At 62.2% G+C, this 15,051-nt stretch carries 13 protein-coding genes; 8 read left to right on the forward strand and 5 right to left on the reverse strand.

The window, feature by feature from the left end; all coding sequences use genetic code 11:
• Positions 1-148: 148 nt before the first annotated feature.
• From lspA to mutL, 3 genes are all read left to right on the forward strand, one after another.
• The gene (gene lspA, locus AACH73_RS16705; RefSeq protein WP_338735929.1) at positions 149-679 is read left to right on the forward strand and encodes a signal peptidase II; all 531 of its coding nucleotides are present in this window, start codon (positions 149-151) and stop codon (positions 677-679) included.
• Positions 680-764: 85 nt separating this feature from the next.
• A complete protein-coding gene (locus AACH73_RS16710) occupies positions 765-1,328 on the forward strand; it encodes a DUF3035 domain-containing protein (protein WP_272741786.1) in 564 nt (187 codons plus the stop codon).
• Between the two features lie 667 nt (positions 1,329-1,995).
• Complete coding sequence (gene mutL / locus AACH73_RS16715; RefSeq protein ID WP_338735930.1) at positions 1,996-3,912, forward strand: DNA mismatch repair endonuclease MutL; 1,917 nt, start codon at positions 1,996-1,998, stop codon at positions 3,910-3,912.
• 661 nt (positions 3,913-4,573) lie between these two features.
• On the opposite strand, the gene AACH73_RS16720 is transcribed toward mutL, so the two are convergent.
• The 3 genes from AACH73_RS16720 to AACH73_RS16730 form a co-directional block, all read right to left on the reverse strand.
• Positions 4,574-4,714 (reverse strand): hypothetical protein, encoded by a 141-nt coding sequence (locus AACH73_RS16720; RefSeq protein ID WP_013480909.1) that lies wholly within the window; start codon positions 4,712-4,714, stop codon positions 4,574-4,576.
• 213 nt (positions 4,715-4,927) lie between these two features.
• A complete protein-coding gene (rsmD, locus tag AACH73_RS16725; RefSeq protein WP_338735931.1) occupies positions 4,928-5,506 on the reverse strand; it encodes a 16S rRNA (guanine(966)-N(2))-methyltransferase RsmD in 579 nt (192 codons plus the stop codon).
• Positions 5,507-5,512: 6 nt separating this feature from the next.
• Positions 5,513-7,339: a pseudouridine synthase gene (locus tag AACH73_RS16730; protein WP_338735932.1), complete on the reverse strand. Its 1,827-nt coding sequence runs from the start codon at positions 7,337-7,339 to the stop codon at positions 5,513-5,515.
• Positions 7,340-7,435: 96 nt separating this feature from the next.
• Between AACH73_RS16730 and tadA the strand changes: the two genes are divergently transcribed.
• From tadA to AACH73_RS16755, 5 genes are all read left to right on the forward strand, one after another.
• Positions 7,436-7,924, forward strand: a complete 489-nt coding sequence (gene tadA / locus AACH73_RS16735) for a tRNA adenosine(34) deaminase TadA (protein ID WP_272741782.1) — start codon at positions 7,436-7,438, stop codon at positions 7,922-7,924.
• Positions 7,914-9,101 carry a hypothetical protein gene (locus AACH73_RS16740; RefSeq protein WP_272741781.1) on the forward strand — a complete coding sequence of 396 codons (1,188 nt, stop codon included), beginning with the start codon at positions 7,914-7,916 and terminating at the stop codon, positions 9,099-9,101. Before tadA ends, AACH73_RS16740 begins: the two co-directional genes overlap by 11 nt.
• Before the next feature lie 9 nt (positions 9,102-9,110).
• Complete coding sequence (locus AACH73_RS16745) at positions 9,111-10,007, forward strand: mechanosensitive ion channel family protein (RefSeq protein ID WP_272741780.1); 897 nt, start codon at positions 9,111-9,113, stop codon at positions 10,005-10,007.
• A 160-nt stretch (positions 10,008-10,167) separates the two neighbouring features.
• On the forward strand, positions 10,168-12,561 hold the full coding sequence (locus AACH73_RS16750; protein ID WP_338735933.1) for a M1 family metallopeptidase: 2,394 nt from the start codon (positions 10,168-10,170) through the stop codon (positions 12,559-12,561).
• Positions 12,558-13,034, forward strand: coding sequence for a DUF6702 family protein (locus AACH73_RS16755; protein ID WP_272741778.1), 477 nt, complete (start codon positions 12,558-12,560; stop codon positions 13,032-13,034). The genes AACH73_RS16750 and AACH73_RS16755 overlap by 4 nt, the downstream gene beginning before the upstream one ends.
• Position 13,035: 1 nt before the next feature.
• Here AACH73_RS16755 and AACH73_RS16760 read toward each other — a convergent pair whose 3' ends face one another.
• Both AACH73_RS16760 and AACH73_RS16765 read right to left on the reverse strand, forming a co-directional pair.
• Positions 13,036-13,995, reverse strand: coding sequence for an acetyl-CoA carboxylase carboxyltransferase subunit alpha (locus AACH73_RS16760; protein WP_272741940.1), 960 nt, complete (start codon positions 13,993-13,995; stop codon positions 13,036-13,038).
• A 96-nt stretch (positions 13,996-14,091) separates the two neighbouring features.
• Positions 14,092-15,006 carry a tyrosine recombinase gene (locus AACH73_RS16765; protein ID WP_272741939.1) on the reverse strand — a complete coding sequence of 305 codons (915 nt, stop codon included), beginning with the start codon at positions 15,004-15,006 and terminating at the stop codon, positions 14,092-14,094.
• Between the last annotated feature and the right edge of the window lie 45 nt (positions 15,007-15,051).

Here is a 15,051-nt window from a genome sequence, read left to right on the forward strand (position 1 = left end):
CTTCCCCCCTGATATCAGAGGGGATACCGGCTTTAGCCGGAGGGGGGTTATGCGGCGGGATTAACCCCACCCGTCTCGTCGCTCACGCGCCGATCCACCCTCCCCTGATATCAGGGGAGGTGCTTATCTTCTGCATCGACGGCCAATCATGACTGACCTTCACACCAAGCTGAAAACCCACTTCGCCCCGCCGCACACCACGCCGCTGGGGCGGCAGATGCTGCTGATCGGCCTGATCGGCCTGATCCTCGATCAGATCAGCAAGAACTGGATTTTATACGGTCTGCAACTGCCCAGTCTCGGACAGGTCAAGATTTTGCCCTTCTTCTCGTTCAGCATGGTGTGGAACAAGGGCGTCAGCTTCGGTTTCTTCCATTCGGAAGGGATCGGCCGCTGGCTGCTCACCCTGTTTTCGCTGGTCGTGTCGGCCTGCCTGATCGACTGGGTCCGCCGCACCAACCGGCGCGTCCTCGGTCTGGGGCTGGCTCTGGTGGCGGGCGGAGCCATCGGCAACGCCATCGACCGGGTCATCTACGGCGGCGTGGTCGATTTTCTCGATTTTTCGGGGCTCGGCTTTCCGTGGGTGTTCAACATCGCCGACGCCGCCATCAATATCGGCGTGGCCCTGTTGTTCATCGACGTCTTCTTCCTCAATCGGGAAGAGTCGAAACAAGGTTAAACGCGGACCCTTGGCAGGGCGGCGAAAAGCAAGTAACACTCTCCGGCCCCTTCTGAAAAAGGGCACGGATAATGCGGAGCGAAGAATGAAGTCGGTCAAAGTAGTGGCGGGTCTGGTGCTGATCGCCGGCGTCGGTCTGACGGGGTGCGAATCGACCAAGAGCGCGCTGGGCCTGAACAAGGTCGTGCCGGACGAGTTTCGCGTCGTGACCAAGGCGCCTTTGGTGGTGCCGCCGGATTTCGCGCTGCGTCCGCCCGCGCCAGGTGAGCCCCGCCCGCAGGAACTGCAACCCGAAAGCGCGGCGCGTGAGGCCCTGTTGGGTCAGCGTCAGGCCATCACCCGCTCCGAAGGCGAGAAGGTGCTGGCCACCAAGGCCGGGGCCGATAAGGCCGATCCGCTGGCCCGCTACGTCGTGGACGATGAATTTGGCGATCTGGCCTATAAGGAAGAGAGCTTCGCCGACAAGATCCTGTTCTGGAAAAAGGACACGACCCCGGCGCCCGTGCCCTCGACCAATTCGGTGATCGCCGGTGAAGTCAACGCGCTCGACCCGGAAGCCGAAGCGGCCCGCATCAAGTCGCTGCTGGGCGACGGCAAGGTGACCATCGAGCAGAAGAAGGAAAAGTCCTTCAAACTGCCCGGCCTGTAAGCCGTAAGACATTGTGGTTTCAAAAGGGCTGCTGCACTGCGGCCCTTTTTCGTTTGGGTTTACGCCTTAAGATCGAAACCACAGATTCCACAGATGCCACAGATTATCCGTGCCCGTGTCACCCGCCCGGCGCGCAGCGCCCATCTGTGAAATCTGTGGTTCACACCTCTTATTGACATCGCGAGCGAGACTCTTTTGAACCACAGATAGACACGGATGACGAAGGGCGTTCGTCTGCACGGGTATCCGTGTCGGCGGCAAAGCCGCCATCCGTGTGCATCCGTGGTGAAAGACATTCCTTAAAAGCCCACAGGCGTCACGACTTGTGCTGAAAGAATAGAAACCACAGATTTCACAGATGCCACAGATTATCCGTGCCCGTGTCGCCCGCCCGGCGCGCAGCGCCCATCTGTGAAATCTGTGAAATCTGTGGTTCACACCTCTTACTGACATCGCGAGCGAGACTCTTTTGAACCACAGATAGACACGGATGACGAAGGGCGTTCGTCTGCACGGGTATCCGTGTCGGCGGCAAAGCCGCCATCCGTGTGCATCCGTGGTAAAGCCCTTCGGGCGCAGGCGGCGTTACGGCTCAGCGTTCGTGACGTTCGTGGTTAATTCCCTTCCCGACATTGCCCCCACAGCCGGACTCAACTAAATTGGGTCAATGGCCCATATTTCCCGCCTGCCTCAGGACACCATCAACCGCATCGCCGCCGGCGAGGTGGTCGAGCGTCCGGCTTCGGCCATCAAGGAACTGGTCGAAAACGCCATCGACGCCGGGGCGACGCAGATCGACATTTTCGCCGATATGGGCGGCCTGTCGCGCATCCTGATCGAGGATAATGGGCGCGGCATGGACGCCGAAGACCTGCCGCTGGCGGTCGAACGCCACGCCACTTCCAAGCTGAAACCGCAGGCCGACGGCACCTGGGATCTGCTGCATATCCAGACGCTCGGCTTTCGCGGTGAGGCCCTGCCGTCCATGGGCTCCGTGGCGCGTCTCGACATCACTTCGCGCGCCAAAGGCATGGACGGCGCCATTGCCATTACGGTCGATGCCGGGGCGATGTCGCCGCTGCGCCCCGCCGCCTTTTCGCGCCCGCACGGCACGCGGGTCGAGTTGAAGGACCTGTTTTACGCCACCCCGGCGCGGCTGAAGTTCATGAAGACCGACCGCGCCGAGAACATGGCGATCAGCGAAGAGGTCAAGCGTCAGGCCATGGCGCACGAGGATGTCGGCTTTTCGCTGACGCTGGATGGCAAGCGGTCCTTGCGCCTCTATCCCGAAGAGGCCGGATTTGAGGGGCGTCTGAAGCGCCTGGCCGCGCTGCTGGGCGATGATTTCGGCCACAATGCCCTGCTGATTGATCAGCAGCGCGAGGGCGTCCGGCTGACCGGCTATGCGGGACTGCCGACCTTTTCGCGCGGCAATGCCCAGCATCAGTACCTGTTCGTCAATGGCCGCCCGGTGCGCGACAAGCTGCTGACCGGGGCGCTGCGCGGGGCCTATGCCGATTTTCTGGCCCGCGACCGCCACCCGATGGCGGTGCTCTATGTCGAGACCGACCCGCAGGATATCGACGTCAATGTCCACCCGGCCAAGGCCGAGGTACGCTTCCGCGACCCCAATCTGGTGCGCGGCCTGATCATCGGGGCGTTGAAACACGCCCTGGCCTCGGCCGGGCACCGCGCCGCGACCACCGTCGCCGATCAGGCGCTCAGCGCCTTCAATCCGTTGTCGTCGGGCTATCGTGCGCCGATGCAACCCACCCTGTCCCTGAATGGAGGCTATCAACCCCGCGCCTATGCGACGCCGGACCAGCCGCACCCTAACTACCAGCCGGCGTGGAATACCGACCTGACCTTTGCCCCGTCGGCCAGAGTCGAAAGAGACTTTGTCGAGGCCGCACCCACGATGGAGCGGCCGGAGGACAGCGGCCTGGCCGAAGCGGGGGTTGATCTGAGCGTGCTCAGCCAGCCCTTGCCGCCGGAGTTTGAGTCCTATCCTCTGGGGGCTGCGCGGGCGCAGTTGCACGAGACCTACATTCTGGCGCAGACCAAAGACGGCCTGATTATCGTCGATCAGCACGCGGCCCACGAAAGGCTGGTCTATGAGCGCATGAAGACCATGATGGCCGAAGGCAATGTGGCGCGTCAGACCCTGCTGATCCCGGAAATCGTCGATCTCGACCCCGCCGATGTCAGCCGCCTGATGGCGCGGCGCGACGATCTGGAAGGCTTTGGCCTGATGATCGAAAGTTTTGGCCCGGCGACGATTCTGGTGCGCGAAGTCCCGGCCCTGATCGGCGATGGTGACGTGGCCGGGCTGATCCGCGATCTGGCCGACGATATTGCCGAAAACGGTCAGGCCCTGATCCTCAAAGAGCGGATGGCCGAAATCTGCGGCAATATGGCATGTCGTAACTCTGTGCGCGCCGGGCGGCGGCTGTCGGCCTCCGAAATGAACGCCCTGCTGCGGCAGATGGAGGCCACCCCCCATTCGGGTCAGTGCAATCACGGCCGCCCGACCTATGTCGAACTGAAGCTGAAAGATATCGAAAAGCTGTTCGGTCGAAGATAGAGATTTGCCACGAAAAACACCAAAAGCACGAAAGGTGTCGCAGCGTTTTTTTCGCGAAGCGCCTGAAACACCGACGGGTCGCACGCTGTTCAGTGGCTTTTGGGCGGAGGCCTGTCCGCTATTCGAATGTTCGTGCTTTTCGTGGCGAAACACCTTAAATATGACGACACGTCAAACGGTGTTATTTAACCACGGATAGACACGGATGACGAACTACGTTCGTCTGGCACGGATATCCGTGTTGGCGGCAAAGCCGCCATCTGTGTCTATCCGTGGTGAGAAAGAGTCCCGGCCCCCGAAAGCACAGAAGGGCGCTGCGCGCCGGTGCTGGCACCGCAACGCGGTTAATCTGTGCGATCTGTGAAACCTGTGGCTTCTACCGATTACGCCTTACCCCATAGAAACGCCCGCAGCATACGTCGGAAGCTTAACCACCTATATTCGCGGTGCGATTTTCAAGGGCGATCAGGGTGAGCGCACCTCATCCGGCTCACTCACCCTAAGCCCCACTCCCCCGTCGGCTCATGCGGTCTATGTCCCGTCAGACCGGAGCTTTAGGTCAGACCCACAACCGGGATAACAAGGTCAGTTTCCCCCTGAACCCCATACCCGGTTGAAACAGCCATAAAAAAACCCGCGGCAAACGCCACAGGCTACAAAATCAACGCGTCACGTTGAGAACGATAATCCCGACACCCATCAGGAAGGCCCAGGCCTGAACGCTGAGACCGGCCATCAGAATAACCTTCAGGCCGTCGCGGCGCTTCTTGCCGCCTTCAAGCTTGATCGCTTCTGCCGTCATAACATCACCCCAATTTATAACAGTTCAATCCCGCCCCTTAAGGGAGCTTCAGTGCATTAAACGTGCCGCACAGCGCGGTTTACACCTTGTTAAGGACATATTGGGGACACAATAAAAAACTCGTCAATACGAATTTTCTGCGAAATGGGTTAATTTAGCCACAGCCCGGATGGGCCATGTCAAAATAGATATAAAAATCAGTAATTTGAGTAGTTAAAATTCTGTAAGAATTTTTTGTTTCAGGAACAGGACCTGCGCCGGACCATAGGTTCGGGTGTCGATTATTTGCCACAGTTCCGTGGCAAAAAAGTCCTCATCGGCGGCCAATTCGGCCACAATCAGGGCCTCACCGCTCAGCCAGTTCCCGTTTCGCAACGCCTCCAGCGCCGGCTGTACCAAACCCTTACGGTAGGGCGGATCCATAAACACCAGATCGAAGGCTTCCGACCCGCCGCCGGGCCTTACCCCCAGTTGCGTGGCGTCGCGGCGGTGGATGCGCGTGACGCCAAACAGGCCAAACGCTTCGACATTGTCGCGGATGGCGCCGCGCGCCGCGTCGTCCGTATCGACAAACAGACAAAACGCCGCCCCGCGCGACATCGCCTCAAGCCCCAGCGCGCCGGAACCGGCAAAGACGTCCATCACCCGCGCCCCGTTGAGGTTGGGGGCGAACTCGGCGTGCTCCAGAATGTTGAACACGGCCTGACGCGCCCGGTCCGAGGTCGGGCGGGTGTTCTGGCCTTCGGGGGCGCTGAGGGCGCGCCCGCGAAACTCACCACCAACGATGCGCATGCGGACTTACTCCGGACGCGGCTTGCGCGGCGCGCCCTTACCGGCGAAGCCGCCCGGACGCCCGCCAGATTTAAACCCGTCAGATTTAAAGCCACCCGGCTTGCCCCCGAAGGACTTGCCACCACCGGGCTTACCGCCAAACGACTTGCCCGCCGGGCGGTCGCCGAAGCTGCGCTCACCGCGCGGTTTGAAGTCGCCCTCAGCGCGCGGCTTGAAATCACGCTGCGGACGGTCACCCGCCGGACGCTCGCCACGCGGCTTATCAAAGCGCGGCTTGTGGCCGTAGCTACGTTCGCCCCGCGGCTTGAAGTCACCCTCAGCGCGCGGCTTGAAATCACGCTGCGGGCGGTCGCCCGCCGGGCGTTCCCCACGCGGTTTGTCAAAGCGCGGCTTGTCGCCGTAGCTGCGTTCGCCACGCGGCTTGAAGTCACCTTCGCCACGTGGTTTGAAATCACGCTGCGGACGGTCACCTGCCGGGCGTTCGCCACGCGGTTTGTCAAAGCGCGGTTTGTCGCCATAGCTGCGTTCGCCACGGGGCTTGAAGTCCCCCTCACCGCGCGGCTTGAAATCGCGCTGCGGACGGTCGCCACGCGGTTTGAAACTGCCTTCGCCGCGCGGTTTGAACTCGCCGGTATTGAAGTCTCGTCTGGGACGCTCGGCGCGCGGCGTCCATTCGCGCTCCTCGCGTTCCGGACGGCGATCACGCGCCTGCCCGTCACCTTCAAAGCGCGGGCGCTCATCGAAATCGCGGTCGCCAAATTCCTTGGCCTCGTACTTGCGGCGGAAGGCCTCTTCGCGGCTGATCGGGCGCTCGCGGCGTTCCTCACGGCCTTCGCCCTTCGACGCAAAGCGTTCACCGCCCCCACGACGGCCGGTGCGTGGCGCGCCCTCGCCTTCGGTCCGGCGCAGACGCATCGGCGTGCGCGTCTGGGTCTCGTTTTCCGACGGCAGGTTGCGCGGGTCGATCTTGTCGCCCAGCAGCTCGCGCACGACGCGCGGGCCGATTTCCTCGACTTCACCCGGCTCGATATCGCCGAGCTGGAACGGACCGTAGGCCAGACGGATCAGGCGGTTGACCTTCAGGCCCAGGCTGTCGAGCACCTTACGGACTTCGCGGTTCTTGCCTTCGTTGAGCGACACCGTGATCCACAGATTGGCGCGGCCGTCGGCCTTTTCCTGCGCCTTGTCCAGCCTGGCTTCGATGGGACCGTACTGCACGCCTTCGACCGTCACGCCGTTTTTCAGCGTGTCGAGCGCCGCCTGCGTGGTGCGCCCCAGCGCCCGCACGCGATAGACCCGCGTCCAGCCGGTCGTCGGCAGCTCCAGCGCGCGCGCCAGTTCGCCGTCATTGGTCAGCAGCAGCAGACCTTCGGAATTGATGTCGAGGCGGCCCACCGAAATCACGCGCGGCAGTTCCTGCGGCAGCGAATTGAACACGGTGGGGCGGCCCTGCGGGTCCTGATGGGTGGTCATCAGACCGACCGGCTTGTGGTAGCGCCACACGCGGGTGGGCTCGGCCTTACGGATCGGCTTGCCTTCGACGGTGATCAGGTCGTCGGGCGACACGGTGGTCGCCGGGGTGTCGAGCAGGCGGCCATTGACGGCGATCTTGCCGAGGCCAATCAGACGCTCAACTTCGCGGCGCGAGGCCAGACCGGCACGCGCCAGCACCTTGGCGATGCGCTCCGGCGGGCGCGCGGGCTTACCAAAGGACTTGTCAGCCGGGCCTTTCTTGGCCGCGGGCTTTTTGACGTAGGATTTTTTGGGGGCGGCGTCGCTGGCAACGCTCTCGGTCGGAGCGGCGGATTCGGGCGTATTATGGTCTTCAGACATCATCATTTTCCTGACTGGGCCTGCTCACGCAGGGCCTTTTAACTTGACGCCGCAGCGGTTTGCCGGTCATCAACCCCTATGGACTCCCCACAGGACATGACTGACGAAACCCTGATGCGTCTGGCGCTGGACGAGGCCGAAAAGGCCGCCCAGGCCGGCGAGGTGCCGATAGGCGCTTTAATCTACGATCCGTCAAGTAAAACCGTCATTGCGCGTGCAAAAAATGCGCCCATTAGTCTTAATGACCCCTCGGCCCACGCCGAAATACTGGCTTTACGCGCGGCGGGGCAGGTTGTCGGCAATTATCGCCTGACCGATCTGTGGCTCTATGTGACGCTGGAACCTTGCGCCATGTGCGCCGGCGCGCTGTCGCACGCCCGTATCGGACGGGTGATATATGGGGCCTCTGATCCCAAGGGCGGCGCGGTAGAGAGCGGCCCGCGCTTTTTTGCGCAGCCGACCTGCCACTGGGCCCCCGACGTCACCGGCGGCGTGCTTGAGGCCGAGACGAGTCAGGTGCTAAAAGACTTTTTCAGACAGCGGCGCAAGGTCCGCACATCCGAGGGGGCGCCCGATGAGGCTTGAGGGGTTTTTCGCAACGACGCTGCTGGCCGTCTCAGCCGCCGGTTCGGCGCTGGCACAGGTCCCCGCGACCCAGACCGTGTATGAGGGCACGATCGGCAAGGCGCCGGTGGTCATCGAGATCGTCAGACAGGGCAATCTGACCACGGCGCAGTATTTCTACAGCCGCTATCATCTGAGCATCCCTTTACAGGCCAGCGGCCCGCTCAGCTTTGAGGAGCGCACCAACTGCTGGGAAGACACCTGCCCGCTGGTCGGCAGGCTGCAACTGAAGGCCACAGCGACGGGCCTCAGCGGTCAGTGGCTGGGTCAGGCGGGCAAGAAGATCAATCGTGACATCGTGCTGAAAAAGGTCGCCGAACGCCGCTTTACCCCGGCTGAACGCGTGGCCGAAGCGACCAGCCTGCGCTCCAGCCTGTCCTACGACAGCCCCGTCGCAGCGCTCGATAACCCCTATCTCAGCCGCCTATACGATTCCGGCCTGACCGAAGGCAAGGCGACAGACCACGGCGCGTTCGCCGTGCGTGCCGTCACCGACAAGACGACGGGCGTATCCGGCGTGCGCCTGACCCGCGCGCCGGACGCTAAAACCCTGCCCCTAGCCAACCGGCTGCTGGACGGGCTGCGTTTTCAGATGGTCGATGGCGCGCTGAGTTGTCTGGCCGAAAGCAAGGACGACAATCCTGCGGCCGGGACGGCGGGCGGCTTCGATGAGACCACCACCGACGTGACCTATATGAGCGCCACCCTGATGACGGTGGAACAGTCCGGCTCGACCTTCTGCGGTGGCGCGCACCCCAATAATTTCTGGAACCGCACCACCTACGACCTGAAGACCGGTCAGGCGCTGGACCCCGACCGCGTACTGAAACTTTATGCACGACCGGCCAGAACCGACACGGACGGCGCCCCGGTCGAAACCCCGGAGTATCAGGCACTCAAAGCCAAACTGACCCCCAAATCACCGTGGTTCGTCGGCGATAAGGATCAGGACGAATGCCTGAGCGACGACCTCGGCTACGGCTATGCGCTGTCTTTTAACGACAAGGGGCTGGTCTTCAGTCTGCAAGACCTGCCGCACGTCATGGGCGTGTGCATGGGCGAATACTATGTCGTGCCCTACGCCGCCCTGAAACCCCTGTGGCGGCCCGAAGCCAAGACCTATTTCAATGGCCTGTGAGGCAAGGATATGACGTTCGATTTTCGCGAAATTCCGCAGCGCTTCGGCTATTTCGTTGCTAATGTGCAAACCTTCTGGGACGACCTGACTCAGCATTCGGAGTTCCTGTCGAACCTGCTGATCGCCGCCCTGATCCTGATGTTCACCCTGTTCCTGTCACAATGGCTGTCGAACACGGTGCGCAATACGGCCAAGCGCTACGCCCATTCCGACGCCGACCGCACCCTGCCGGAATTCCTGTCGCAGGTGGTGTGGTGGCTAATCATGGTGGTCGGTCTGGTGGTCATCCTCAACCGGCTGGGGGTGCAGACGACCTCGATCCTGACCGTGCTGGGGGCGGCGTCTCTGGCCATCGGTCTGGCGTTGCAAGGCACGCTGTCCAACGTCGCCTCAGGCATCATGCTGCTGGTACAAAAACCCTATCGCATCGGCGATACGGTGACGATTGGTGACGTGACCGGCACCGTCGGGCGGCTGGGCCTGTTTTCGACCGAGCTGACCAATGGCGACAGCCACAAGGTCTATATCCCCAATGCCAAGATCTTTTCCGACCGCATCATCAATATCAGCCATTACGGCCACCGCACCCTGGCCATACTGGTGACGGTCGATTTCGCCACCGATCTCGATAAGGCCCTGTCCATTCTGAAAAAAGTCACCGCGTCGCACCCCGGCACCCTGTCCACGCCGGACGTCTGGGCCGGGGTCGAGAACTTCACCGACAACGGCGTGCAGCTTAAGGTGACGGCGCAGGTGACGGTGGCTCAGCACGGTCAGGTGCGCGCCGATGTGCTGAAATCGGTCAAGGAAGAATTCGGCGCGGCGGGCATCTACATCCCCTATCCGCATCAGGTGACGATGGAAAAGGCGCTGGCCGCCGCCACCGGCGAGAAGACCGGCGCTTAAGCCCCCACTCCGCCGTTCGCTTTGCGCACAGGGGCGGCGGATTAGGCTTGCGCATCCTGCAAAATTCGTTTCAAAAGGAACGTATAAAGACTTTTTTGTGGCACTGGGGGGTGCGAAAAACCGCCCGCCCGTCCGCTTATCGTTTTCGCTGGGGTCATCCGTGTTTAAAAAGCTGCTGCTCGCTTCGTGCGTCTTCGTCCTGCCGGCCGTCACCTCCGTCGCACTGGCCGATCCGGTCGAACAGACCAAGGGCCGTTTTGAGGACAAGTTCCGTCAGTTGGAAGGCGAAGAATGGCCAACGCCCACCGATTACCGTAACGCCGCCGGTGAGCCGGGCTATCGCTACTGGCAGCAGAAGGTCGATTACCGCATCAAGGCCTCGCTGAACGAAGCGACGCGCACCCTGACGGCTTCGGAAACCGTCACCTACAAGAACAATTCGCCCGATACGCTGCGCTATCTGTGGCTGATGCTCGATCAGAACAGTTACAAGCGCGACTCGATCGCGCAACTGACCGACACCGTGTCGCCGTCGAAAGAGATTTCGGTGGGCGAAGTGCGCCGCGTCAAGCGCATGCAGGTGTGGGAAGGCGGCTTTAACGACCTGAAGGTCACCGCCGCCGACGGCAGCGCCCTGCCCTTCACGCTTAATGACACCCTGATGCGTATTGATCTGGCGCAGCCGCTGAAGTCGGGCGAGAGCCTGACCTTTACGGTGTCGTGGAGCGTGCCCCTGCCCGAAACCAAGGTGGTTGGCGGCCGTTCGGGCTATGAATGCTTCACCAAGCCGGGCGAAGACGGCAACTGCATCTTTCTGGGGGCGCAGTGGTTCCCGCGGCTGGCCGTCTATTCGGACTATGAAGGCTGGCACAACAAGGCCTTTATCGGGTCGGGCGAGTTCACGCTGGAATTCGGCGACTATGAGGTCGAGCTGACTGTCCCCGCTGATCACGTCGTCTCCGCCACCGGCGAACTGCTCAACCCGTCCGAAGTGCTCACCCCGGCGCAGCAAAAGCGCTTCACGGAGGCGAAGACGGCGGCGGCCCCGGTCTATGTCGTCACGCCCGATGAGGCCGCCGCCGCCGAAAAAGGCAAGGCCACGGGCACCAAGACGTGGAAGTTCAAGGCCGACAATGTGCGTGACTTCGCTTTCGGCTCGTCGCGCAAATTCATCTGGGACGCCATAGGTGTCAAGAATGCCGACCCGGCGCACCCCACCGTGATGGCCATGTCCTTCTTCCCGAAGGAGGCGCGCCCGCTGTGGGACGCCTATTCGACCAAGTCGATCGCCCACACGCTGAACGTCTATGGCAAGTTCGCCTTCGCCTACCCCTACCCGACGGCGCAGTCGGTCAACGGGCCGGTCGGCGGCATGGAATATCCGATGATCACCTTCAACGGCCCGCGCCCGGTGAAGGACAAGAAGACGGGGGAGCTGACCTATACGGAACGCGCCAAGTACGGCCTGATCGGCGTGGTTATCCACGAAATCGGCCACATCTGGTTCCCGATGACGGTCAATTCCGACGAGCGTCAATGGACGTGGATGGACGAAGGTATCAACTCCTTCCTCCAGTTTCAGGCCGAAAAGGCATGGGACAAGGACTACCCCACCCGTCGCGGTGAGCCCAAGTCGATGGTCGAGTACATGCTGAGCGAGAATCAGGTGCCGATCATGACCAATTCGGAATCGATCCCGCAATTCGGTAACAATGCCTATGGCAAGCCGGCGGCGGCGCTGACCATCCTGCGCGAAACCGTGCTGGGGCGCGAAAAGTTCGACTTCGCCTTCAAGGAATATTCGCGCCGCTGGCAGTTCAAGCGTCCGACCCCCTATGACTTCTTCCGCACAATGGAAGAGGCATCGGGAACCGATCTCGACTGGTTCTGGCGCGGCTGGTTCTATTCGACCGACCACGTGGATATAGAGCTGGCCGATGTGAAGAAGGCCCGCCTCAATACCCGCGACCCGGTTGTCGAAAAGGCTTGGGAAAAAGTGCAGGACGACGCGCAGCCCGACTCGCTGACCGCCGCGCGCAATACCGGCAAGACGGTCGTTGAGACCGATCCGGCCACGGTCGATTACTACAATACCGACGACAAGTGGGAACCCACGGTCAAGGAGAAGAAGAAGTATGCCGACCTGCAAAAGGACATCGACCCGGACCTGAAAGAGGCGCTGGCGGTGAAGGACAACTTCTACAACTTCACCTTCCGTAACAAGGGCGGGCTGGTCATGCCGGTGATCCTCAAGATGGACTTCACCGACGGCACCTCCGAAACCGTGCGTATCCCGGCCGAGGTCTGGCGCTATGATCCGCGTCAGGTGACGTGGCAGTACGCGACGCTGAAAACGCTGAAACAGGCGGTCATCGACCCGCTGTGGGAAACGGCGGACGCCGATGTCTCCAACAACGCCTTCCCGCGCAAGATCGACGAACAGCGCTTTGAGGTCCGCGAAGGCGAAGACGGCCCCAACCGCATGAAGGACGACGATCTGGTCGTCACGCCGGACAGCCTGAAGACCCAGCCCAAAAAGGCGGACAAGAAGTGATCCGACGCGGTTTCCTGCTGGGAGGGGCGGCCCTGATGCTCGCCTCTCCGGCACTGGCCCATCGCGGCCATCACACGCTAAGCGTGGTGGAAATCGCCCCGGACGGCGCAGTGACGGTGACACATACCCTGTCGGCGCACGACAGCGAGCCGGAGCTGGTCGAGCTGGCCCCCGACGCGCAACCCTCCGTGGATGATCCGGATGCCCTCAAGGCGCTGGAAGCCCACCTGCGCAACGCCTTCACGATCAATGGTCAGAGGCTCGACTTTTTCGCTTACGAAGCCTGGGGCGACGACCTGCAATTCACCTTTAAAGGCAAGCTGAACGGCGTTCCGAAGACCGTGACGGTCGCCTATGGCCTGTTCCCGAACTCGCGCAAAACCGGCGTCGGACTGGTCAATGTGCGCCTCAACGGCGTGACCAAGAGCCTGACCTTTGCCAAAGGCGATGCGCCAAAGACGGTGGGGTTCTGAGTTAAACCAGTCCCGTCTGGCCGATCTTGTAGAAGCGTTCGGCGCGCTGGGCCACAAGCTGATCCGGCGACAGGTAGTCCAGCGCCTGAAGCTCGGATTCCACCACATCGCCGACCTTTTTGATCGCCGCGTCCTTGTCGGCGTGCGCGCCGCCGGCGGGTTCTTCGATGATGCGATCGACGATACCCAGTTTCAGCAGGTCGGTGGCGGTAATCTTCATCTGATCGGCGGCGTCCTTGGCGCGCGAGCCGTCACGCCACAGGATCGAGGCCGCGCCTTCCGGCGAGATGACCGAATAGATCGAGTGTTCAAGGATCAGCACGCGGTTGGCGGCTGCCAGCGCGATGGCCCCACCCGACCCGCCTTCACCGGTGACGGTGGCGACAAACGGCACCTTCAGCGTGAGGCCGCGCTCGGTCGAACGCGCAATGGCCTCGGCCTGACCGCGCTCCTCGGCCCCGATGCCCGGATAGGCCCCGGCTGTATCGACAAAGGTGATGACCGGCAGGCCGTACTGTTCGGCCATATCCATCAGGCGCACCGCCTTGCGGTAGCCCTCCGGGCGCGCCATGCCGAAATTGTGGCGCAGGCGCGAATTGGTGTCGTGGCCCTTTTCGTGGCCCATCACGACCACAGACCGCCCGCGGAAACGCCCCAGACCGCCGACAATCGCCTGATCGTCGCCGAATTTGCGGTCCCCGCGCAGCTCGACGAAATCCTCGATCAGGCCATTGAGATAATCGACCAGATGCGGGCGCTCCGGGTGGCGGGCGACCATGGTCTTTTGCCACGGCTCAAGGCGATCGTAGGTTTCTTTGATCAGCACCTGGGTGCGTTCGCGCAGGGCGCGGATTTCGGTGTCGAGATTAGCCCCCCCCGAAGACGACAGGGCCGACAATTCCTCGATCTTGGCTTCCAGATCGGCGATCGGACGTTCGAATTCGAGATAATGGCGCATGATCTTCCGGGGACTCGGTTTCCGTTACAAACCTTGGCGTTTAGCTTAAGTCGGCTCAGGGGGCAATATGCCCGGACCGGACGCCGCGCGCGAAATGATTCACCCAAATCGGCGTTTCGACAGCGGGTGGTGCGTTTCGACCACCTCTTTGAGGCGTTCGGTGGCCACGTGGGTATAGACCTGTGTCGTTGAGATGTCGGCGTGCCCCAGAAGCGTCTGCACGACGCGCAGGTCGGCCCCGCCTTCGAGCAGGTGGGTGGCAAAGGCATGGCGCAGGACGTGGGGCGAGACGCGCGCCGGGTCGATCCCGGCCTCCAGCGCCGCCTCGTCCAGCAACTGCCCCACCCGGCGGCGCGTCAGGTGCCCCTGCGCCCCGCGCGAACAGAAGAGAAAGGGGTTGGCCTTGTCTTTCGCTCCCAGAAACAGCGGCCGGATATCGAGATAATCCTTGATCGCCGTGCGTGCCGACTGGTTGAGCGGCACCAGCCGCTCCGTGCCCCCCTTGCCCTTGACGATCAGATAGGCCGGGTCCTTTTGCACGGCATCGAGGCGCAGGGCGACGATTTCCGACACCCGCATCCCTGAGGCATAGGCGATCTCGATCAGGCATTGCAGGCGGATGGCCTGATGCGCGTCCTTCGCGTCGGCGGCGGCGATCAGGGCGTCCACCTCTTCGCGGCTGAGGATTTTCGGCAGGGGCCGGCCTTTTTTGGCGGCGGCGATCTTGCGGCTGGGGTCTATGTCGCTCAGCCCTTCGCGTACACAGAAACGATAGAATTGCCGCACGGCGGCGCGCTTGCGCTGAAGCGTCGATGAAGCCAGTCCGCGCGCATCCAGCGCCGCAAAAAACCCGGCAATATGGCTTTCGCTGAGGGTCAAAAGCCCCTCGGCATCGACCCCGGCATGGCTGCGCAGATCGAGCAGGTCCTGACCATAGGCCTCGCAGGTGCGCGGTGAGGCATTACGTTCGACGCTGAGCATCTGGAAGAAAGCGGTGAGCGGATCGGGACGCATGGTCTGGCTTTCGAAACGGGGGCGATTGGCCGTCCTTGGGACGAT

The organism is Asticcacaulis sp. DW145, assembly GCF_037101385.1.
GTDB lineage: Bacteria > Pseudomonadota > Alphaproteobacteria > Caulobacterales > Caulobacteraceae > Asticcacaulis > Asticcacaulis currens.